Source organism: Streptomyces hygroscopicus (assembly GCF_026168105.1).
In the GTDB taxonomy this organism is placed as follows: domain Bacteria; phylum Actinomycetota; class Actinomycetes; order Streptomycetales; family Streptomycetaceae; genus Streptomyces; species Streptomyces hygroscopicus_D.
Genome location: NZ_LBMW01000008.1, coordinates 123,274 through 144,613, shown reverse-complemented (window position 1 = coordinate 144,613; position 21,340 = coordinate 123,274). Strand labels below are relative to the sequence as shown.

Below are 21,340 nucleotides of genomic sequence, written 5' to 3'. Positions count from 1 at the left end.
CGTCACCTGCTTCTTCTCGACGTTCGCGAAGGAGGGCGGCCGCGTCGGCAGCGGCGCCCTCGGCAGCGGGCAGGGCGGAGTGGCGCGATGTGCGCGATGACGTACGCGCACTGCCTGCGCGCCCCGTCCCCCCACCCGACGTCCCGGTTACGACGAAGACCCTTGCCGAACTCCCGGCCACGACCTCAGAGACCGTGACCGCCGGGCCAACGAGAGGAAAACCTCCCGTGCCTGCCATCCTCCCCCAGTTGCGAATTCGCTCAGCCGGGCGGGCCCCCAACCCCTTCTTCCGCCGCGGCCTCGCCGTCGCCACCGCGCTGCCCCTTCTGACGCTCGCCGCGTGCGGCTACGGGTCCCAGGCCAAGGACGACACGTCCAGCCAGAAGATCGCCGCCGGGGCCAAGAAGATCGACGGCCTCGACTCCGTGAAGATCGGCTACTTCGGCAACCTCACCCATGCGACCGCGCTCGTGGGCCGTCAGCAGGGGATCTTCCAGAAGGAACTCGGTGCCACCAAGGCCGGGTACGCGACGTTCAACGCCGGCCCGTCCGAGATCGAGGCGCTCAACTCCGGTTCGATCGACATCGGCTGGATCGGCCCCTCCCCGGCGATCAACGGCTACACCAAGTCCGACGGCAAGAGCCTGCGGATCATCGGTGGTTCGGCGTCCGGCGGCGTGAAGCTGGTCGTCGACCCGAAGAAGATCTCGTCCCTCAAGGACGTCAAGGGCAAGAAGATCGCGACCCCTCAGCTCGGCAACACGCAGGACGTGGCGTTCCTCAACTGGATCGCGGAACAGGGCTGGAAGGTCGACGCGCAGAGCGGCAAGGGTGACGTCACCGTCGTCCGCAGCGACAACAAGGTGACCCCGGACGTCTTCAAGGCGGGTTCCATCGACGGCGCCTGGGTGCCGGAGCCGACGGCCTCCAAGCTGGTCGCCGAGGGCGGCAAGGTGTTGCTCGACGAGGCGTCGCTGTGGCCCGACAAGAAGTTCGTGATCACGAACATCATCGTCCGGCAGAGCTTCCTCAAGGAGCACCCGAAGGCCGTCGAGGCCGTGCTGAAGGCCTCGGTCGAGACCAACCAGTGGATCAACGCCAACTCGGGCGCGGCGAAGGCGGCGGCGAACAAGCAGTTGGAGGCCGACTCGGGCAAGGCCCTGCCGGCCAAGATCCTGGACCCGGCGTGGAAGTCGATCCAGATCACCGACGACCCGCTGGCCGCAACACTCAACGCCGAGGCGCAGCACGCGGTGAAGGCGGGTCTGCTGAAGCAGCCCGACCTGAAGGGCATCTACGACCTCACGATCCTCAACAAGGTCCTCAGGGCCGAGGGCCGGGGCACGGTCGACGACGCCGGTCTCGGCACCAGCTGATCGAACGACGAAGAGCTCCCAGGAGGTGACGACCATGGCGACGACCCTCGCCAAGGCCGACGAATCGGTCGAGCACGCCGCTCGGCTTGAGCATGTCTCGAAGTCGTTCGCGGTACCGGGCGGGCAGCAACTCGTGCTGGACGACATCAGCCTCGATGTCGCACCCGGCGAGTTCGTCACCCTCCTGGGGGCCTCGGGCTGCGGCAAGTCCACGCTGCTGAACCTGGTGGCGGGGCTCGACAGGCCCACCGCCGGCTCCATCACGACGGACGGCCGCCCGGCCCTGATGTTCCAGGAGCACGCCCTCTTCCCGTGGCTGACCGCGGGCAAGAACATCGAACTCGCCCTCAAGTTGAGGGGTGTTGAGAAGTCCGAGCGGCGCGGCAAGGCCGAGGAACTGCTCGAACTCGTGCGGCTGAAGGGCGCGTACGGCAAGCGCGTGCACGAGCTGTCCGGCGGTATGCGGCAGCGCGTCGCGATGGCCCGGGCGCTGGCGCAGGAGAGCAACCTGCTGCTGATGGACGAGCCGTTCGCGGCCCTCGACGCCATCACCCGGGACGTGCTGCACGACGAGCTGACCCGGATCTGGCAGGAGACCGGGCTGTCCGTCCTGTTCGTCACGCACAACGTGCGCGAGGCGGTGCGGCTTGCCCAGCGCGTCGTCCTGCTGTCCTCCCGCCCGGGCCGCGTGGCCCGCGAGTGGACGGTCGACATTCCGCAGCCGCGCCGCATCGAGGACGCACCGGTGGCGGAACTGTCCATCGAGATCACCGAAGTACTGCGGGGGGAGATCCGGCGCCATGGCCAGCACTGAGACGAAGACGGCGGTGGACGCCGCGAGTGTCGAGGCGGGGCTCGACGCGCTCGAGGCCGCGACCCTAGGCCGTCCGCCGTTCCGGCAGACGCTGGTGAACAAGGTCCTGCCGCCGGTCGTAGCGATCGCTGTGGTCCTCGTCATCTGGCAGGGCCTGATATCCCTCAAGATCGTCACCGACCCCACCAAGCTGCCCTCGCCGTCCGCGGTGTGGCACACGGTCCGGGACGCCTGGCTCAAGGGCGAGTTGCTCGGCTACATCTGGACCAGCGTCTCGCGCGGTCTGCTCGGCTTTCTGTTCGCCCTGGTCATCGGCACCCCTCTGGGTCTGGTGGTGGCCCGGGTCAAGTTCGTGCGCGCGGCCATTCACCCGATCCTGTCCGGTCTGCAGTCGCTGCCGTCGGTGGCGTGGGTCCCGCCGGCCGTGATCTGGCTGGGCCTGAACAACTCGATGATGTACGCGGTGATCCTGCTCGGTGCGGTCCCGTCGATCGCCAACGGCCTGGTGTCCGGCGTCGACCAGGTGCCGCCGCTGTTCCTGCGGGCGGGCCGCACCATGGGCGCGTCGGGTCTGAAGGGCACCTGGCACATCGTGCTGCCGGCCGCGCTGCCGGGCTATGTGGCGGGCCTGAAGCAGGGCTGGGCGTTCTCCTGGCGCTCGCTGATGGCCGCCGAGATCATCGCCTCGTTCCCGGACCTCGGCGTCGGCCTCGGCCAGTTGCTGGAGAACGGCCGCAACGCCAGCGACATGGCCATGGTCTTCGAGGCCATCCTGCTCATCCTGATCGTCGGCATCGCCATCGACCTGCTGATCTTCAGCCCGCTGGAGCGGTGGGTGCTGCGCAGCCGCGGCCTCCTCGTCAGGGGCTGACCTGTCATGCACCACAAGCCGGTTCACCCCGTCCTCGTCGTCATCGCCCACGGCAGCCGCGACCCGCGGCATGCCGCCACCGTCCATGCCCTGGTCCGGCGGGTACGGTCGCTGCGCCCCGGGCTGCGCGTGGAGACCGGCTTCCTGGACTTCAACGTGCCGTCCGTGCACGGGGTGCTGGAGTCCCTGGCCGCGAAGGGAGCAGGGGACGTCGTGGCGCTGCCTCTCCTCCTGACCCGGGCCTTCCACGCGAAGGCGGACATCCCGGCGGTTCTCCGGGAGGCGCCGCCGCGGCTGCGGATCAGGCAGGCGGAGGTGCTGGGCCCTTCACCGCTGCTGCTCGGCGCGCTGGAGCGGCGGCTGCACGAGGCGGGACTGACGGCCGCCGACAAGTCCTCGACCGGGGTCGTGCTGGCCTCGGCGGGGTCCACGGACCCGGAGGCGATCGCAGTGATCGCTGACATCGCGCGGGAGTGGCGGCGCACCGGATGGTGCGCCGTGCGGCCTGCGTTCGCCTCCGCATCCCTTCCGCGCACGGAGGACGCCGTGCGCGAGCTGCGCGCCCTCGGATGCGCGCGCGTCGCGGTCGCGCCCTATGTCCTGGCTCCCGGCTTCCTGCCGGACCGCATCGCACGGGGCGCCGCCGGGGCGGACGTCCTTGCGGAGGTCCTGGGACCGGCGCCGGAGGTGGCCCGGCTGCTGCTGGAACGGTACGACGCGGCGCGGACCCCGGTGCCGCTCGCCGTGGGTGCCTGAGGGCACGGCTGCGAGTGCGGCTGTCCGCCGCCCCGCCGGCCTGGTTGACCCGCCAATGCGGCCGGAGTGCCTATCGGCACAGCTCGTCGCCCAGCGCCGTCCGCGCGTACCGTACGGTCCGTCCGCTGCGGGTCCGGCTGAGCAGTCCCGCGTCGTACAGGACCGCCAGATGCTGGCTGACGGCGCCCGGAGTGACATCGAGGCGGCGGGCGAGCTCGGTCGTGGAGGCCGGTTCGGCGAGCAGCACGAGCAGACGTGCGCGTGGGCGGCCCAGCAGGCGGGCCAGGGCGTCGTCGGTGACCGGAGGCGGCTCCTCCGAGAGGGTGGCGCGGCCTCGCGCCGGGTAGATGAGCACCGGCGGCCGTGAGGGGTCGATGAGAGCCTGGGCGCCCCGCGCGAACAGGGTCGGCAGCAGCACCATGCCGCGCCCGTCGATGCTGACGCTGCTCTCGGGCCATGGCGCCTGTGCCCACAAGTCCCTTGTGGACAGCTGCAGATGGCCGCCGGTCCAGGTGAGCCGCGCGTCGAGCCCCGACAGCAGTGCCGCGGCGCCCTGCTCCGCCAACACCCGTCCCCGGTGGGCGAGATCGGAGTCCAGGACGCTCTGCGCGCGCGGCCACCAGTCGCCGGCGAGGCAGGTGTGCCAGTAGGCGTCGAGCGCGTCCACGAGCCGGGCCAGAAAGGCTTCCGGAGCGGCGAGGCCCCGGGCGACGACGGGCGGCAGCGCGTCCTCGGCCCGGTAGGTGGCGCGGAAGTCCGCGCGGACGACCTCCGTCGGGGTGGCGCGGAGCAGGCGCAGCTCGTCGGCGAAGGCGGGCCGGGCACGGTCGGGACGCGGGGTGAGGAAGTCGGGCACCCACAGCCATGGTGCGACCACGGCGGTGAGCAGCTCCCGGTCGAGCTTCGCCAGGCCCGGGCGGATACGGCGCAGCCATTGCCGGTGGTGCGGGTAGCGGGCCGGATCGTGCAGGCAGCGCAGCGAGAACACCGCCTCCTGCAGTGGCGAATACGCGAAGGAGGTGGTGGCCAGGTCGCCGACGCCGAAACGGAACTCGATCATTGAGTGCCACGCTAAATCAATGTCGCCGCAGGCCTGTCGCCGGGTTGGCTGTCCTCATGACCACGACACCTGCGTCTTCGGCATCCGACCAGGACGGCAGTGGCCCGGCCCGCGGACGTACGGCGGTTGCCGGGCCCGAACGCGCCACCGGGGCCGCCGGACTGCTGCCCACCGACCCGGTCCTGCGCCGGGCCGCACTGCTGACGCTCCTCAACTCCCTCGGCAACGGCCTCTACTTCCCGCTCGGCGTCCTGTACTTCACCCGCGTCGTCGGCCTCGACGCGACGGCGGTCGGGCTCGGGATGACGATCGCTGGGCTGGTCGGCGTGGCCGCCGGGGTCCCCGCCGGACGGGCCGCCGACCGGTGGGGCGCCCGGCGCGTCGGAGCCCTGCTGTGGGGCGGTACGGGGGTGGCCACGGCCGCCTACGTCCTGGTGCACTCGTATGCGGGTTTCCTTGTCACGGTGGTCTGCGCGACCGGGCTGCAGATGGCGAGCCGCGGGGTGCAGGGCGCGCTGTACGCGGACGTCCTGCCCGCGGCGACCCGGGTGGAGGCACGGGCGTATCTGAGGATGGTCACGAACGTCGCCATGGGCGTGGGCGGCGCCTTCGGTGCGATCGCGCTCCAACTCGACACCCGGGGCGCGTATATGACGGTGATTCTGGTGGACGCGCTGTCGTTCGCGGCGCCTGCGCTGCTGGTGCCCCGGCTGCCGCTGGCGCCCGATGCGCTCCGGCGGCCGTCCCTGGCGGCCGACGCCTCGACCGCCGACCGCTGGCGCGCGGTGCGGGACCTGCCGTTCCTGGCGGTGACCGTGCTGAACGCGGTGCTGGTCGTGCAGTACACCCTGTCCGAGGTCGGGCTGCCGCTGTGGATCGTGCAGCGTACGGAGGCGCCGCGCTGGACGGCGGCCCTGCTGATGATCGTGAACTGTGTCCTGGTGGCGCTCCTCCAGGTACGAGTGGCCCGCCGGGCCTCCCGGGTGAACGCCGCGGTACGGGCGATGGGCTGGGCGGGGCTGCTGCTCGCCGCCTCGTGCGCGGTGTACGCGGTGTCGGCGGGTCTGTCCCCGGTGTGGGCCGTGCTCGCGCTGACCGTCGGCGCGGTGGTGCAGGTCTTCGCCGAGGTGCTGTCCGCGGCGGGTGGCTGGACCCTCGGCTACGAGCTCGCCGACGCCCGGGCCCACGGCGTGTACCAGGGTGTCTTCGGCACGGGCATGTCCGCGGGGATGATGGCCGGGCCGGCGCTGGTCACGGTGACCGCGATCCGGCACGGCACGGCGGGCTGGGCGGTACTGGCCGTTCTGTTCGTACTGGCGGGCTTCGCGGTCCGTCCCGCCGTGCACTGGGCGCGGCGGGAGGGCGCGTGGCGGGGAGACGGCTCCTGACACCGGCGGACCGTGGTTCACGCCGCGGTCGTCGCCGTCACCGTGGCTGCCGGGTCCGTGCCCGCCGCTGTCACCGCGGCGACCGTGACCGTCTACCACGTGCCGGGCGGGGTGCAGGATCGGCGTCACCGACGTCCCGGATACGGCTGTTCATCGGAGCGGCGTTCAGGGATCCGGCCCTGGTTCAGTCGAAGGACAGGCCTCCCGTCCGGGTCCGCTTGAGCTCGAAGAAGTCCGGGTGGGCGGCCAGGACCCGGAAGCTGTCGAAGAGCTCGGCCGCCCGGGCGCCGCGCGGCACCGCCCGCAGGACCGGCCCGAACCACACCGTGCCGTCCACATGCAAGGTCGGCGTGCCCACGTAGCCGCCCGAGTCCGGCTCGGCGCCGGCATCGTGGCTGCGGCGCACCGCGTCGTCGTACGCCGGGTCGTGCGCGGCGGCTGCGAGGTCGGCCGGCAGGCCGAGTTCGGCGAGCGACTCGGCGATCACCGCGTCGAAGTCCTCCGCCGCGCGCTCGTGGATCCGGGTGCCGAAGGCGGTGTACAGGTCGCGCAGCACCTTCTCCCCGTGCCGCTCGGCGGCCGCCACGGCGACACGTACCGGGCCGATCGACTTGTCGACCAACTCCCGGTACCAGTCCGGCAGTTCGTTGCCGATGTTGTGCAGGTACAGGCTCATTGAACGGAAGCGGAGGTCGAGCGGGCGCTCGCGCTCGACCTCCAGCAGCCAGCGGGAGGTGATCCAGGCGAAGGGGCAGGCGGGGTCGAACCAGAAGTCGACCCGGACGGGAGTGGTGTTCGGCATGCCCTCACGCTAGTCACCGAATGGCACAAGGTCCTGGCCCAATCGGCGACCTTTTCAGTGGCCCACTCGGCCCCCCGCCGCGGTCTGCCGCGGATCCCGTCCGCTTGCCGCGAGCGCGCGCTCGAACACGGGGGAGTCGTCCGGCACGGGGACCGGATCGGCGAAGCCGTCGTACTGGCGGTAGAGGTCGCCATGGGTCTCGACCACGTCCAGCACGAGACGGGCAGCGCCCTGCGAGATCCGGTACTCCTGTCCGGTGGCCGTCGCGACGTCCCAGCCGTGGACGGCCGCCTCCTTGACGATCATCGCCGCCAGCTCTGCGGCGGGCATCGTCGCCATGCCCAGGTCGATCTCGCCCTCCCACACGGCGGGGTCGTCCCAGGCGGCGACGGCGCGGTCGAGCTGGTCGGCGTACGCCTGCGCCCAGTCGGGGTCCGCGGTGAAATCGCGTGCGGTCAGCTCCTCGGGCAGGGGCTTGCGCAGGGCGCGGTGCTCCAGGCCGTGCGCGGTGTAGAGAACCCAGTGGTTCACCAGGGCGCGGACGTCCCAGGAGGGGCAGTGAGTGGGCCCGGGCAACTGCTCCGATCTCACCCCACGGGCCACACGGGCGGCCTCGGCCGCGCATTCGACCAGGTACGGGTACACGTTCTTGTGCGGATCGCTCATGCCTTCACGCTAGGAACGGCCGACGGGATCCTCTTGAACAAACGCGACAGACCCGTCGGCGGCCTCCTCCGCCTCGTCCGAGAGACGTACCAGTTCCCCGACCGGCAGCGAACCGGGCGCCCGCCGTTCTCGCGCGAACGTGTTGCCGAGCCGCTGCATCAGTTCGTAAGGGATCTGCTCGCCCGTCGAAGTGGGCGGCTGCCTGGAACCGTCTGGGACGGCTGCGCCGCCGGGGCGACGCAGCGTGCGGCCCTGCCTAGGGGTGTTGTTCCGGGTTCTCTTTACCCGGTGGGGACACATCGGCCGACCGGCGGTGGACGGTGGTGCGGACCGTGCCGACCACGATCCTGGCTGCCACGCTGACGAGGAGGATGTCGGCGGCCATCTGACCCATCGTCACGATGCGAGCCGGGTCCGTACGGGCGGTGATGTCGCCGAAGCCGACCGTGCTGAACACGGTGAGCGTGAAGTACAGCGCGTCGGTCCGGGTGAGGGGTTCCGTGAAGCTTCCCGGCTCGGCGTGCTCGAGCAGGTAGTAGGCCGTCGAGAAGAGGAGCAGGAACAACGACAGGGTGGTCGCGAGTGCCTCGACGGCTCTCAGACGCGGATGCGGGGAACGGGCGATCCACCGGATCTGCAGGGTGAAGAGCACCACCAGAGCGGCCAGGCCCCCGGCGAGGCCCGCGAGCGTGGCGCCGGTGAGTCGTCCGGTCATGGGCAGCAGGTAGTAGGCCAGCACGAGTCCGGCTGCGGTGAGGACCGGCCGGACGACTGCGCCCAGCGATACGCGCTGCCAGACCGCCGAGGCGCCAGCGGCTTCGCTGTCCGCCTCGTCGCCGTGGACGGGACCCGTCTCGTTCATGTCTCCTCCCTGCGGCCCTGATCGCCTGGGCTGGGCGGTGGGTCAGGATGTGGTGGGGTGCGTCGTCCGACTACTTGATCAGCCGTTCCGCAGGTAGGTGGCGGGTGAAGGCGAAGCCGACGACCGTGACGCCGGCGGCGGCCAGGACAGCGGCCTTGAGGGCTTCGATCTGCGCCTCGGCGTACGAGTTCACGATCGCGTCGGCCTCGGACGGCGGCAGCGCGGCGCTTTCGGCGGCGGCCCGTACCTCGTCGGTGCTGACGAAGCTGACCCCGGCCACCATGGCGATGCCGACCTGCTGGTGCGCCGCGGCCGAGATCTTGGGGTTGTCCTCGATGCGGGTGGTGAACGCGTGCACCAGGGCGCCGATCAGGATCGAGCCGATGAGTGCGGTGCCCAGGGAGGAGCCGAGGTTCTGCGCGGTGTACTGCAGGCCGCCCGCCTCACTGCGGGCGGACTCCCCGACGCTGGACTGCACCACGTTTCCCAACTGCGAGGCGAGCAGGCCCATGCCGAGTCCCAGCACGGCCATCGCCAGCGCGAACGAGAGGTCGTCGATACGGGGCTTGATCGTGGCAAGCAGCCACACCACGGCGACGAGCAGCACCACCAGAGCGATCCGCACCACCGTACGCGGAGCTGCGATCCGGCCCAGCAGGGGACCGCTCACGGCGGACAGCAGCATGGTGATCGAGACCGGCAGCAGCCGCAGGCCGGTCTCGAACGCGTTGAAGCCCTGTACGACCTGGAGGTACAGGGGGATCGTGAAGAACAGGCCGAGCAGGATGAGGTTCTGGTTGAGCAGCATGGCCAGGCCGGAGCGCAGCGGGGGGATCGCGAACAGCGCGAACCGCACCAGCGGTTCGCGCCCACGAGCCTCCACCCGTCTCTCCCATGCCCGGAACAGGTGGAGGAGGACGGCTCCCGCCGCGATGACGAACACGGTGAGGGAGAAACCGAAGACGGTGATCGGGGAGTTGCGTGGCCGCAGCCATCCCCAGGAGCTGCTCTGCAGCACGCCCAGGACCACGAGGGCCAGGCCCAGGGCGGACAGCACGGCGCCGACGCCGTCGAGCCGGATCCGTGGCCCCGTTCGCGGGTGTTCCTCGATCCACCCCATGCAGCAGAGGATGGCCGCCACCAGGACGACCTCGGCCGCGAAGACCAGCCGCCACGTCAGGTATGTCGTCACCCATCCGCCGACAAGCGGCCCGACCGCGATCCCCGCCCCCGACAGCCCTCCGATGACGCCGTAGGCGACGGCCCGGTCCCGGCCGCTGTAGGTGCCGGCGGCGAGGGCGGCCAGGGAGGGAAGGACCAGTGAGGCACCCAGCCCTTCGATCACCGACCAGCCGAGTGTCAGCACCCAAAGGACGGGAGCCAACGCCGTGAGCGCGGACCCCGTGCCGTACACGACCAGTCCGACGGTGAAGGCGCGGCGGCGTCCCAGCATGTCGGCGATCTTGCCGCCGGTGATCATGAAAGCTGCCATGACCAGGGTGTAGAGGGTGATGACGGCCTGAATCGCGGTGACCTCGGTGTGGAAGTCGTCGACCAGCTGGCTGATGGCCACGTTCATCACCGAGGTGTCCAGCACCATCAGGAACTGAGCCGTCCCGAGGACGATCAGAGCCCGCCACCGCCGCACGGCGTCGCACCTCCCGGATTCCGCCCGGCCGCACGGGACGTGAGCGGCATCAGGGTCCACGGGAGCATAGATTTGTCTTTGGACGGGGCATTTGACATCTTTCGCGATGTCGCGTCACCCGTACGGGCTGTCTCGCGCGTCACCTCCGCTGAGCGCCCGCCCGGGACCGGCCGTCGGGCCGGCCGGGCAGCAGGGTCCGGCGCTTCGCCCTGCCTCGACGCCGACCGGGGCGTCGGCCTTGGGAAGGAGGCAACATGACCGCATCGCCCGATCCCACTCCGGAGCGTGCGCCCGCCGACCCCCAGGAGGTGCTGGCAGACATCGGCAGCTCCTGGCTCTGGGCGCTCGGATTCGCGCTCGCCACCTTGGTGCCAGGCATCCTTGTGCTGGTCTGGCCCGACGAGACTCTCCATGTGCTGGCCGTCATCATCGGGCTGCATCTGCTGGCAGTGGGAGTCTTCCGTTTCGTGACGGCCTTCTCCCGGGACGGTGAGCGGGGCAGCGGCCGGGTGACCGGGGTCCTCGTGGCACTCGTGGCCGTCCTGGCAGGGGTGCTGGTACTGCGGCACCCGCTGCAGACCATCGCCGCGCTGTCCTTGGTCGTCGGAGTCTACTGGCTGCTGGTGGGCCTGATGACCGCGTTCGTGGCGATCGCCGACCGCGATCTGACTCACCGGGGTCTGGCCATGGCCGTCGGTACGCTCGGCGTCGTGGCCGGGATCGTGGTGCTCGGCTATCCCGTGGAGTCGGCCGTGGCACTGGCCCGTCTGCTGGGCCTGTGGCTGGTCCTGCTCGGCGTCTTCGAGTTGGCGATGGCGTTCGCCCTGCGGGCCGCGATCCGCCGGAGTGGCGCGGTCGGCCCGCGCTGAGTGCTCGGGCCCGGGACGAGGCGCCCGCGCACATGACACGGCGGGGCGGCGAGCGGCGAGCGGCGAGCCGTGGACCGCCCCGCCGTGGTCGACGTGAGCGGCGCCGGTCGGCCGCCGAGTGCCGCGCGGCGCTCCGGTACGGGCGCCCTTCCCTGCCACGGAGGCCGTCCGCTCCATGCCGCGGAGGCCGTTCACTGCCTGCCATCCCTGCCACGGGCGCGGCGCGCAACGCGCATCATCACCCGGCGTGGGCGAGCCGTGCCGAGGCCCTCCCGCGCCCCGGACGCACTGGGAAGCGGCCGCGGGCCGGTGGTACCGGGTCGGTCCCCCCGGACGACCGGCAACTCATCCTTGCCGGGTGATGCGCAGCAGTCGCGACGGTGCCCACGGTGGGGAATACCGCCCGGCCAGGGATGTCCCCGCGTGTGAAGGGAGGAGCCGATGGCCCCGCCCGTCCCCCAAGGCCCCGACCGGCCCGAACAAGCGTCTCCTCTGAGCGCCGACGAGCGTGCGGAGTACGACCGGCTGCGGAAGGCCGCCGAGATGCGTCACCGGCGTCTGCGGTACGCGGGAGCGTCCGTCCTGCTGGTGCTGGTCTTCCTCCTCGCCCCGCTCGCAGTCGTCGCGACCTGGCTGCACAGCCAGGTCGCGGACACCAATCGCTACGTGCAGACGGTGGCACCCCTCGCTTCCGAACCCGCCGTGCAGAACGTGGTGACGGACCGGCTGACCAACCGCGTGGTCGACAACGTCGACGTCGACGCGATCGCCCGATCCCTCACCTCGGCGCTCCAGCGGGCCGGTGCTCCGCCCGTGGTGGTGAACCATGCACCGGAGCTCGCGGGACCTCTGAAGAGCGCGCTCACCGGTGCCGTACGCGGCGTGGTGTCGAAGGTCGTGACCAGCGACCAGTTCGCCTATGTGTGGGAGCAGGCCAACCGCCGCGCCCACGCCGCGGTGGTGAAGGTCCTCACCGGCGAGGGGAACAGCGCTGTCCAGGCACGGGGGAACACCATCGTCCTGGACATCGGCACGGTCGTGGACAACGTGAAGCAGCGCCTGGTGGACGCCGGGTTCAAGCAGGCGGCGGCCATTCCCGCGGTCGACCGGACCGTTCCGCTGCTGAAGACCGACAAGCTCCAGAAGGCACAGGACGCCATGCGCCTGCTCGATGTCGTCGGCACCTGGCTGCCTGTCGTGACCATCGTGCTGGCCGCGCTCGCCGTCTGGGCGGCGCCCGCGCACCGGGTGGCCCTGATGAGCGCCGCGATCGGGACCGGCACGATGATGATCGTGCTGCTGATCGGTCTCGCGGTCCTGCGCAGGGTCTATCTTGACTCCGTTCCGCCCTCCGCCCTGCCCCCGGACGCGGCAGCCGTCGTCTTCGACACCCTCGTTCGCTTCCTGCGTCAGAGCGCCCGCACCATTCTGGTCATCGCGGTGATCACCGCCCTCGCGGGCTACGTGTACGGTCCCGGCCGCGGTGCCCGCGCGGTGCGCTCCGGCGCCGCACGGGGCACCGGAGCCGTCGGCCGGGCCCTGGCCCGATCCGTCCTGCGCACCGGCGGCACGGGCCGCTGGCTGGAGGCCTACCGCGGCTGGACCACCGGCGTCGTCATCGCGGCCGGTGCACTCGTCCTGGCGCTGTGGAACTACCCCACCCCGGCCGCCGTGGCGCTCGTTCTCGGCATCGTGGTCCTGGTCCTGGTGATTCTCGGCATTCTCGCCGCAGCGGCCGACGCGCCGGCCGACGGCTCCGCACAGCCGGGGGCGGGCACCGCTGGGGCTCCCGACGGGTGACCGGGGCAGCGCACCGCCCGGGTCACCCGCCCGGAAGTACCGGGCCGCCACTGCGGGGGAACACCGAGGCGGGACGAACCCCGGCCGGATTTCACCCCCGCCGGGTGAGGCGTCCAACCCGGCTCATCGCGCATGCTCGCACCGTGTCGGGGGAGGGTACGGATGGGAGAAGGCAATGAACGGCTCCATGAACTTGGCGTACGACTATCCGCTTCTGGGCGCGTTCTGGACCATGCTGTGGATCTTCCTGTGGATCCTGTGGTTCGTCCTGCTCTTCCGGATCATCGTCGACATCTTCCGCGACGACTCCATGAGCGGCTGGGGGAAGGCGGGATGGCTCGTCTTCGTGATCATTCTCCCCTTCCTCGGCGTCTTCGTGTACCTCATCGCCCGTGGCAAGGGCATGGGCCGGCGCGAGGTGGATCAGGCCCGAGCCCAGCAGCAGGCGTTCGACGCGTACATCCGCGACACCGCCCGCGGTTCCGGGGGTGCCGGCGGGGTCGACGAGCTGGCGAAACTCTCCGAGATCAAGGCCAGGGGCGACCTCACCGACGACGAGTTCCGTCGGGCCAAGGAGAAGATCCTGCACTGAGCACGCCGACGGCACAGGTCCTGCCTCACCTCTGTCGCGGGTGTGCGCTCAGGCGCCGGTCAGCTGCTCCAGTTTGACGACCGTGTTCCAGTTGCGGGTGGTGGCGATCAAGCCCTTGGCCAGCCGGGGCCTGGAGAGATGCTCGGCCAGTTTCGAGCGGCCGAGTCCGTCGGGGGCGTAGAGGTAGAGCGCGCGGTCGCCCAGCCGGAACTCCTCCGGCAGATATACGGCCGGATCGATCTCCGCGAACCGCTCGGCTGCCACGGGCTTCGAGAAGTACGTGACGTGCAGCTGTCTGCCCTCCAGTTCACCGGCCGGGAACGGACAGGCCTCGCGGACGGCCCTGAGATAGGCGTGGTCGCGTACGAGCACGTCGACCCGGAAGCCGAAGTGCTCCTCGATCGCCGCGGTCAGCTCTGCCGCCAGGGACTCCTCGTCGCCGTGACCTGCCGTGAAGACCGCGTTGCCGCTCTGCAGATAGGTGGCCACGCCGCCGTGGCCGAGCCCCGACAGGAGCGTGCGCAGTTGCGCCATGGGCAGCTTCCTGCTGCCCCCCACGTTGATCCCGCGCAGCAGCGCCGCGTACCTCGTCGTCATCCCAACACCATAGGCCGCGGCCCGGTGGCGCCGCGGACCCTGATGCCGCTCCCCGAGAACCCCGAATACGTGTAAGGGGTCTTCGTCCTCCCAGATGGTGAGGCGCGTTGTCCGTGGGGAGGAGCCGGGCCGTTGACGGTTCACCGACGAGCACGACGAGTCGCTCTTATGCCGCCCCTACCTTCGAAGTGAACGGTGGCGGCAGGGGGCCGTCACCCGCACACGAGGGGGCAAGCCCGTCATGGGGAACGGAGATACGCGGGTGCGGGGCATCGCCGCCCGGGCCGGAGGCTGGAGCGCCCGGCACCGATGGGCTGCCGTCGGCATATGGGTACTGTTCGTCGTCCTCGCGATGGCCGTCGGCTCGGCGGCCGGCCGCGTCGACGTCAAGAACAGCGACCAGCTCAAGGGGGAGACACACACCGCCGCCAAGATCATCGAAGATGCGGGGATCAAGGAACCGGCGCACGAGACCGTCCTCGTCCAGGCCAGGGACGGCCGGACCACGGCCACCGACCCGCGGTTCCGCGCCGCAGTCACCGAGGTCGTGCGGGCCGTCGACGGCACCGGCCAGGTGACCGACGTGACCTCGCCGTACGACACGAAGACCATCTCGAGGGACGGCCACAGCGCTCTCGTGCAGTTCGCCCTGCGCGGCGACGCGGACACCGCGGGCGAGCGTGTCCAGCCCGTCGTGAAGGCTGTCGCCACCGTCCAGAAGGGGCACGAGGAGCTGCGGATCGAGGAGATCGGCGCCGCCAGCATGCAGAAGACGTTCTCCGACGCGTTCGGCGACGACTTCAAGCAGGCCGAGTACTCCGCGGTGCCGGTGGCCCTCGGCATTCTGCTGATCGCGTTCGGCGCGTTGGTCGCCGCGCTGCTGCCGGTCGGGCTGGCGATCACCGCGATCATGGCGACGATGGGCCTGATGGGCATCGTCAGCCATCTGCAGCCGATGAACGACACCGCCAACTCCGTGATGCTGCTGGTCGGTCTGGCCGTCGGCGTCGACTACTGCCTGTTCTATCTGCGGCGCGAGCGCGAGGAGCGAGCGGCCGGCCGGGACGCGGGCACGGCGCTGCGCATCGCCGCCGCGACCAGCGGGCGTGCCGTGATCGTCTCCGGTGTCACCGTGTGCGTCGCAATGGCCGGCATGCTCTTCACCGGCCTCGCCACGTTCGAGGCGATGGGTCTGGCCTCGCTGATGGTCGTGGCGGTCGCCATGGTCGGCTCGGTGACGGTGCTGCCCGCGCTGCTGTCGCTGCTGGGTGAGCGGGTCGAGAAGGGACGCATCCCGTTCCTGCACCCGGACAAGCGGGGCCGGCGCGACGCCCGGCGCGGCCGTTCCGAGCAGCAGGGGAGCCGGCTGTGGGGTGCCGTCCTCAAGGTCGTCCTGGCCAAGCCCGCCGTCTCCCTGGTGGTGGCCGCCGGTGCGCTGCTGGCGGTCGCGGCGCCCGCGCTCGGTATGAAGACGCAGAACCTCACCCTGAACCAGGAGTTCGGCGACAAGCTGCCCATCGTGGCCACGTACAACCGGGTCAACGACGCCTTCCCCGGCGGCACCGAACCCGCCGAGGTCGTCGTCAGGGCGAAGGACATCAACGCCGCCGACGTGAAGGCCGCGCTCGCCGACTTCCGTACCCGGGCGATCAGTTCGGGCGCCTCGCGCGGCCCGGTCGACATCAAGCTGCACGACGCGCAGAACGTCGCCGTGATCTCCGTACCCCTCGTCGGCGGGTCCGACCTGGACAAGGCGAGCAGGAGCCTGGAACTGCTGCGTGACACGGTCCGGCCGGACACGCTCGGCAAGGTCGACGGCGTGCAGGCACCGATCACCGGCCAGGTCGCGGGCTCGCACGACTTCAACGACCAGCTCATCAGCTCGGTGGTCCCGGTCTTCGCGTTCGTCGTGGTCTTCGCCTTCCTGCTGATGCTCCTGTCGTTCCGCTCGCTGACGGTGGCGATCACCTCGATCGTGCTGAACCTGCTGTCGGTCGGCGCGGCGTACGGCATTCTCGTCGCCGTCTTCCAGCACGGCTGGGGCGCGTCGCTGGTGGGCGCCGAGGGTGTGGGTGCCATCGTCAGCTGGCTGCCGCTGTTCCTCTTCGTCATCCTGTTCGGGCTCTCGATGGACTACCACGTGTTCGTGGTCTCCCGGATCCGCGAGGCACGCATGCGGGGCCGTACGACGAAGGACGCGATCACGCACGGGGTGGTGACCACGGCGGGGGTCGTCACCAGTGCCGCCGTCATCATGGTCGCCGTGTTCGCGATCTTCGGCACGCTGTCGATGCAGTCCATGAAGCAGATGGGCGTGGGACTCGCCGCCGCGGTGCTCATCGACGCGACGGTCATCCGGGGTGTCCTGCTCCCGGCGGTGATGGCCCTGCTCGGCGAGCGCAACTGGTACCTGCCGAAGTGGCTGCACCGGCTGCCCGACCTCACGCACGACGAGGCGGCCCCGGTGTCGCCGCCCCCGCCGCCGGCGGTGGAGGGGGAGAGGGTCGGGGTCTGACACCTCCACAGCCGAGGACGTACGTGGCCGGGGTGGGCGCACCCCGGCCACGTCGCCGTGTCACGACTGCCGGGATCCCGGTGGCGTGACGGCTCCGGCGTGCACGGCCCGGCCTGGGCGCAGGCGCGTACCTGGTCGGACCTGCGCGCCTGCGCTACTCGGTCCGAAAGTCCGAACTGTGCGAATGCGACACTGGCCGGGCGGACGGCAGGAACGCGTCGAGGACACGGAGGCGGACGATGGACGAGGCACGGGCGCGCGACGTCCTGACCGCGGCGGGTGTGCTGCCCGGCCCGGCACGGGACGCGCGGCTCCTCGCCCTGGGCGAGAATGCGGTGTTCGCCGCTGGTGACCTGGTGGTCAAGGTGGGCCGCGATGCCGAACTCCTCGAGCGCGCGCGGCGGGAGCTGGACATCGCCCTCTGGCTCGCGGAAGCGGGCGTCCCCGCCGTGCGGGCCGCCGACCCGAAGGCGCTGCTGGTCGACGGTCACCCGGTGACGGTGTGGCATCGGCTGCCCGATTCCGTACGCCCCGCCGAACCACGGGACCTGGCCGAACTGCTGCTCGTCGTGCACACCCTCCCCTCCCCCGCCTTCGCCCTGCCGCCGCGCGATCTGCTGGGCGGTGTGGAGCGCTGGCTGCGCCTGGCGGGCGACGCGATCGACCCGGCGGACGCGGCGTATCTGCGCGAGCGCCGCGACGGGTTCGCCGCCGCCGCTGCCGCGCTGACGCCGCATCTGCCGCCCGGCCCGATCCACGGTGACGCGCTGCCCCGCAATGTGCACATCGGCCCGGACGGCCCGGTGCTGGTCGACCTGGAGACCTTCTCGGCCGACCTGCGCGAGCACGACCTGGTGGTCATGGCGCTCTCCCGCGACCGCTACGGGCTCCCGGCCGAGGCATACGACTCCTTCACCCGGGCCTACGGCTGGGATGTGCGCGAGTGGGAGGGCTGCTCCGTGCTGCGCGGGGCGCGCGAAACCGCCAGCTGCGCCTGGGTCGCCCAGCATGCGCCCACCAACCCCAAGGCGCCGGCAGAGTTCGAGCGGCGGGTGGCGTCCCTGCGGGACGGCGACGAGACGGTCCGCTGGTACCCGTTCTGAGCACGCCCGTCAGGCGGCACGAGTACGAGGCCGTACACCCGGGTGAGCCGGGGGACATGGTGACGCCTCGCTCAGACCCGGTCGTGCGCCGGCTCCCGCAGCGGCCATGTCCCCTCCACCACGGCCTCCGTGTCGCCCTTGCGGCGCAGGAACTCCTGGAAGTCCGCCGCCCAGGCCGCGTACCACTCGATCTGACGGCTGTGCAGCTCCGCCGGGCCGAGCGCCGCGATCTTGGGATGGCGGCCTGCTATCGCACCCGCAAGCAGGGCTGCGGCCAGGGCGTCCGCACCGGCGTCGTGCGCCGCGTCCAGCACGACGCCGTACTCCGCGCAGACCGCTTCCAGGTTGCGCTTGCCGGGGCGGTAGCGGTCGGCCCGGCGGTCGATCGTGTACGGGTCGATGACCGGGGCGGGGTCCTGGCCGCCCAGACGGTCACGCAGGGACGGCAGTCCGTGCCGCCGCAACTCGGCGGAGAGCAGGGTGAGGTCGAAGGCCGCGTTGTAGGCGACGACCGGGACGCCCGACTTCCAGTAGCCGACGAGGACGTCCGCGATGGCGTCCGCGACCCGGTCGGCCGGACGGCCCTCGGCGGCGGCGCGCTCATTGCTGATCCCGTGCACCGCCACCGCGTCCGCCGGAATCTCCACGCCCGGGTCCGCCAGCCACTCCCGGCGTCCCAGGGGTCGCCCGTCACGGACCTCGATCACCGCGCCCGTGACGATGCGCGCCTCATACGGATCCGTCCCGGTCGTCTCCAGGTCGAAGCCGATGAGCAGCTCCCGGTGCCAGGCCATGGCGGCCCTCCTTCTTGGTGGTGCTTTCCCCCAGTGGCTCCACCCTCCCATGCACCACTGACAATCCGAGGACCGCGTTCCGCTCCCCCTTGGGACGGTTCAGGACACCGGCCGCGAATCCACCCAGGCCATTTCGAACTCCTCGCGGTATGTCGCAAAGAGTCCGCTCTCATCGGCTTCGTCCGACTTGACGACCCGGTTTCCGCTGCGCAGCACCAGCACCGGCGCCTCCATACCGCGGGTGCGCCGCAGATAGGACTGCACCACCGCGATGCCGTCGGAGCCGTCCCCGTCCACCAGGTACGCGGTGAAGCGGGGCGTCTCGTCGAAGACCTGGATCTCGAAGGCGCCCGGGTCCCGCAGCTTCGAGCGCACCCGGCGCATGTGCAGGATGTTCATCTCGACGGCCCGGCTCAGCTCGCCCTTCCTGATGCCGAGTTCACGCTCGCGTCGCTTGACCGCGCTGGAGGCGGGATTGAGGAACAGCAGGCGCACCCGGCAGCCCGACTCGGCGAGGCGCACCAGCCGACGCCCGGAGAAGTTCTGCACGAGCAGGTTGAGGCCGATACCGATGGCGTCGAGACGGCGGGCGCCGCCGAAGATGTCCTCGGCGGGGAACTGCCGCAGCAGTCGCACCCGGTCCGGATGGACGGCGACCACGTCCGCGTACCGGTCCCCCACCAGGTCCTCTACCGCGTCGACGGGCAGCCGGCGCGCGGAGGGCACGTCACCGCCCGCGCCGAGGATCTCCAGAAGTCTGGCCGAGGCCCGCTCCGCCTGGGCGAGGACGGTCTCCGAGAGGGCCCGGTTGCGCGAGACAACGTTCCGGGTCACTTCCAGCTCGTCCAGGGCGAGTTCGACGTCGCGGCGCTCGTCGACGTACGGCTCGAAGCACGGCCAGTGCTGCACCATCAGTTCGCGCAGCTGCGGCAGGGTGAGGAAGCTCAGCACGTTGTCGTCGGCGGGGTCGAGCAAGTACCCCTTGCGGCGGCTGACCTCGCGTACCGCGACCGCGCGCTGCACCCACTCCTGGCCGGCCGGCCCCGCCGCGGCGACCACCCAGTCGTCGCCGTGGACGGGTTCGTAGATGGGACGGAGAACGGCGGCCACGACCGCGCGCAGCCGCTGTTCGACCAGATTCAGCCAGATGTAGGCCCGCCCCGCCCGCTGGGCGCGCGTCCGCACCTCACGCCATGCGTCGGCGTTCCAGTCAAGTTCCGGTCCAATGGATCCCATTTCCATCGGCCGTGCCAGGGACACCGCCCCGGGCGGGACGTCCGCGGAGTTCCCCTCGTGATCCTCGTCACCAGGGGGAAGCTCCAGCCCTCCCGAGCCCACCCGTGCACCGCCTTCCGCTCCCCCGAGCCTCCCCAGGGGCCAGGCCCCAGCCAACGATCAAGGAAGGGTACTCCGGGAGCGCCGCGGGATGCAGCCGGATGGACAGGGTCGTTTCTCAACTACCGGGTTGCACATGCCCGTTCTGACCCGCGAGGGCGGGCGGAGTGAGCGGATTCATAGCCGTGACGTCGCGCGGGGCGATGGAGAAGCCCTGCCAGTGGACCGGCATGGGCTGCTGGTCCTCGTCGCGCGCGATGTGGTGGAAGCCGACGTTCACCCACACCACCGGGTGGGTGAGGGTCTGTCCGTTGACCCAGGTGTCAACCGATTTGCCGGCCTGGGCACCGCAGTTTCCGAGGTTGTCGCTGGCGAACTGCTCGCACGTGTTGTACTCGGTGATGTAGAAGTCGTGCCGGGTGAAGTCGTGGCCGGGATACTTGGTGGTGGCGCCCGGGACGATCTCGTAGGAGCGCGCGTGGCCGTCCTTGTTCCTGCCCGTGTCGCTGACCACCCGCCACCAGCGCATGTTCTTGGCGTCGCCCGTGAGTTCCTTGGTGACCTGCGTGCGCGTGGTCCTGTTGCTCGGCGCCTGGGCGCCCCGGGCCGGCGGGCTGACCTCGGAGTCGTACTGCTCCACCCGGTTCTTGGACGAGCCGTCGAGGCCGAAGTCGAGGCGCCAGAAGACGTTGTGGCTGTGACTGGTGGCGTATCCGCGCGCACCCTTGCCGATCGGCCAGCCGCGGCCGTCGCCCGCGTCGTAGTCGAACGGGGAGAGGCTGCCGGTCGCGCCGACGTTCATGGCGAGCGTGCCGTCGTCCTGGAAGCGCCACTCGGTGATGTACTCGTACCAGCCGACCTTGTTGACGGTGTAGACCAGCAGGTCCTTGCCCTGGGCCTGGTAGACATTGTTCCCGGTGTCGCTCTGCAGGCGGTAGGCGTGGCCGCGCGAACGGGTCGTCGTGCACAGGCCGGGCACGTTCGGATGCCGCGGGTCCGAGGCGTCCGGCACCTTGATGGTCTTGATGGTGCCGCCGGGGCACTCGCCGGGCGCCATCGCCGACAGGCCCTGCGCGAAGCCGGCGCCCGTCAGGTCGCTGTACTCGACCGAGCCGTCGTCGTAGGGGACGTCGATCTGGGCGAGGCGCGCGCTGTTGAGGACCTTGATCGGGCGGCTCTCACCCGGCGGCCGGTAGGAGACGTGCTCCAGGACCAGCCCGGCGTGGCTGTCGTAGTGCCAGCACATCCGCCAGGTGGTGCCGGTGGAGAGCTTCTGCTCGATCCGGTACGCCGCGCTGCACTCGGCGGCCGCCGCGGCGGCCTTCGGACGGGCGTGGGCCGGTGCGGCCGCCGTGCCTCCGAGGGCGAGACCGAGCGTCACGACGCCGGTCAGGAGCCGGCTGCGGGCACGGCTGTTTCTGGTCACGCGCATGACGAAGAGACTCCTCCTGCACAGAGCGAGAACGATGAGAGCGACACGAGAGGTGAGGAC

General features: G+C 71.0%; 19 protein-coding genes. 10 read left to right on the top strand and 9 right to left on the bottom strand.

Annotation, left to right across the window (positions count from 1 at the left end; genetic code table 11):
- Positions 1 to 236: 236 nt before the first annotated feature.
- Genes AAW14_RS11360 through AAW14_RS11345 form a run of 4 tightly spaced genes read left to right on the top strand, consistent with a single transcriptional unit; the run spans position 237 to position 3,817 of the window.
- On the top strand, positions 237 to 1,376 hold the full coding sequence (locus AAW14_RS11360; protein WP_265562836.1) for an aliphatic sulfonate ABC transporter substrate-binding protein: 1,140 nt from the start codon (positions 237 to 239) through the stop codon (positions 1,374 to 1,376).
- A 34-nt stretch (positions 1,377 to 1,410) separates the two neighbouring features.
- Complete coding sequence (locus AAW14_RS11355) at positions 1,411 to 2,190, top strand: ABC transporter ATP-binding protein (protein WP_265562725.1); 780 nt, start codon at positions 1,411 to 1,413, stop codon at positions 2,188 to 2,190.
- Positions 2,177 to 3,061: an ABC transporter permease gene (locus AAW14_RS11350; RefSeq protein ID WP_265562723.1), complete on the top strand. Its 885-nt coding sequence runs from the start codon at positions 2,177 to 2,179 to the stop codon at positions 3,059 to 3,061. The genes AAW14_RS11355 and AAW14_RS11350 overlap by 14 nt, the downstream gene beginning before the upstream one ends.
- A gap of 6 nt (positions 3,062 to 3,067) precedes the next feature.
- Complete coding sequence (locus AAW14_RS11345) at positions 3,068 to 3,817, top strand: sirohydrochlorin chelatase (RefSeq protein WP_265562721.1); 750 nt, start codon at positions 3,068 to 3,070, stop codon at positions 3,815 to 3,817.
- 70 nt (positions 3,818 to 3,887) lie between these two features.
- Here AAW14_RS11345 and AAW14_RS11340 read toward each other — a convergent pair whose 3' ends face one another.
- Positions 3,888 to 4,877 (bottom strand): ArsR/SmtB family transcription factor, encoded by a 990-nt coding sequence (locus AAW14_RS11340; RefSeq protein ID WP_265562719.1) that lies wholly within the window; start codon positions 4,875 to 4,877, stop codon positions 3,888 to 3,890.
- 56 nt (positions 4,878 to 4,933) lie between these two features.
- Here AAW14_RS11340 and AAW14_RS11335 point away from each other — a divergent pair, with 56 nt between their 5' ends.
- Positions 4,934 to 6,265 carry an MFS transporter gene (locus tag AAW14_RS11335; RefSeq protein WP_265562717.1) on the top strand — a complete coding sequence of 444 codons (1,332 nt, stop codon included), beginning with the start codon at positions 4,934 to 4,936 and terminating at the stop codon, positions 6,263 to 6,265.
- A gap of 184 nt (positions 6,266 to 6,449) precedes the next feature.
- Here the strand turns inward: AAW14_RS11335 and AAW14_RS11330 are convergent, their stop codons facing one another.
- From AAW14_RS11330 to AAW14_RS11310, 4 genes are all read right to left on the bottom strand, one after another.
- Positions 6,450 to 7,067, bottom strand: a complete 618-nt coding sequence (locus tag AAW14_RS11330) for a DsbA family protein (protein ID WP_265562715.1) — start codon at positions 7,065 to 7,067, stop codon at positions 6,450 to 6,452.
- Positions 7,068 to 7,121: 54 nt separating this feature from the next.
- Positions 7,122 to 7,733, bottom strand: coding sequence for a TIGR03086 family metal-binding protein (locus tag AAW14_RS11325; protein WP_265562713.1), 612 nt, complete (start codon positions 7,731 to 7,733; stop codon positions 7,122 to 7,124).
- A 256-nt stretch (positions 7,734 to 7,989) separates the two neighbouring features.
- The gene (locus AAW14_RS11315) at positions 7,990 to 8,595 is read right to left on the bottom strand and encodes a potassium channel family protein (RefSeq protein WP_265562711.1); all 606 of its coding nucleotides are present in this window, start codon (positions 8,593 to 8,595) and stop codon (positions 7,990 to 7,992) included.
- A 70-nt stretch (positions 8,596 to 8,665) separates the two neighbouring features.
- The gene (locus AAW14_RS11310) at positions 8,666 to 10,243 is read right to left on the bottom strand and encodes an MFS transporter (protein WP_265562709.1); all 1,578 of its coding nucleotides are present in this window, start codon (positions 10,241 to 10,243) and stop codon (positions 8,666 to 8,668) included.
- A 254-nt stretch (positions 10,244 to 10,497) separates the two neighbouring features.
- On the opposite strand from AAW14_RS11310, the gene AAW14_RS11305 reads away from it, so the two are divergent.
- The 3 genes from AAW14_RS11305 to AAW14_RS11295 all read left to right on the top strand — a co-directional run bounded on the left by AAW14_RS11305 (position 10,498) and on the right by AAW14_RS11295 (position 13,504).
- Positions 10,498 to 11,112 (top strand): HdeD family acid-resistance protein, encoded by a 615-nt coding sequence (locus tag AAW14_RS11305; RefSeq protein WP_265562707.1) that lies wholly within the window; start codon positions 10,498 to 10,500, stop codon positions 11,110 to 11,112.
- 441 nt (positions 11,113 to 11,553) lie between these two features.
- Positions 11,554 to 12,912 (top strand): hypothetical protein, encoded by a 1,359-nt coding sequence (locus AAW14_RS11300; protein WP_265562705.1) that lies wholly within the window; start codon positions 11,554 to 11,556, stop codon positions 12,910 to 12,912.
- 175 nt (positions 12,913 to 13,087) lie between these two features.
- A complete protein-coding gene (locus tag AAW14_RS11295; protein ID WP_265562703.1) occupies positions 13,088 to 13,504 on the top strand; it encodes an SHOCT domain-containing protein in 417 nt (138 codons plus the stop codon).
- A gap of 48 nt (positions 13,505 to 13,552) precedes the next feature.
- Here the strand turns inward: AAW14_RS11295 and AAW14_RS11290 are convergent, their stop codons facing one another.
- Positions 13,553 to 14,101: a DUF1697 domain-containing protein gene (locus AAW14_RS11290; protein ID WP_265562701.1), complete on the bottom strand. Its 549-nt coding sequence runs from the start codon at positions 14,099 to 14,101 to the stop codon at positions 13,553 to 13,555.
- 241 nt (positions 14,102 to 14,342) lie between these two features.
- On the opposite strand from AAW14_RS11290, the gene AAW14_RS11285 reads away from it, so the two are divergent.
- Positions 14,343 to 16,616, top strand: a complete 2,274-nt coding sequence (locus AAW14_RS11285; protein ID WP_265562699.1) for an MMPL family transporter — start codon at positions 14,343 to 14,345, stop codon at positions 16,614 to 16,616.
- Between the two features lie 239 nt (positions 16,617 to 16,855).
- Positions 16,856 to 17,719: a phosphotransferase enzyme family protein gene (locus AAW14_RS11280; protein ID WP_265562697.1), complete on the top strand. Its 864-nt coding sequence runs from the start codon at positions 16,856 to 16,858 to the stop codon at positions 17,717 to 17,719.
- A gap of 71 nt (positions 17,720 to 17,790) precedes the next feature.
- Here the strand turns inward: AAW14_RS11280 and AAW14_RS11275 are convergent, their stop codons facing one another.
- The 3 genes from AAW14_RS11275 to AAW14_RS11265 all read right to left on the bottom strand — a co-directional run bounded on the left by AAW14_RS11275 (position 17,791) and on the right by AAW14_RS11265 (position 21,280).
- Positions 17,791 to 18,513 carry a 3'-5' exonuclease gene (locus AAW14_RS11275; RefSeq protein WP_265562695.1) on the bottom strand — a complete coding sequence of 241 codons (723 nt, stop codon included), beginning with the start codon at positions 18,511 to 18,513 and terminating at the stop codon, positions 17,791 to 17,793.
- Between the two features lie 99 nt (positions 18,514 to 18,612).
- The gene (locus tag AAW14_RS11270) at positions 18,613 to 19,851 is read right to left on the bottom strand and encodes an SAV2148 family HEPN domain-containing protein (protein WP_265562693.1); all 1,239 of its coding nucleotides are present in this window, start codon (positions 19,849 to 19,851) and stop codon (positions 18,613 to 18,615) included.
- A gap of 115 nt (positions 19,852 to 19,966) precedes the next feature.
- Positions 19,967 to 21,280: a copper amine oxidase gene (locus AAW14_RS11265; RefSeq protein ID WP_265562692.1), complete on the bottom strand. Its 1,314-nt coding sequence runs from the start codon at positions 21,278 to 21,280 to the stop codon at positions 19,967 to 19,969.
- Positions 21,281 to 21,340: the final 60 nt, after the last annotated feature.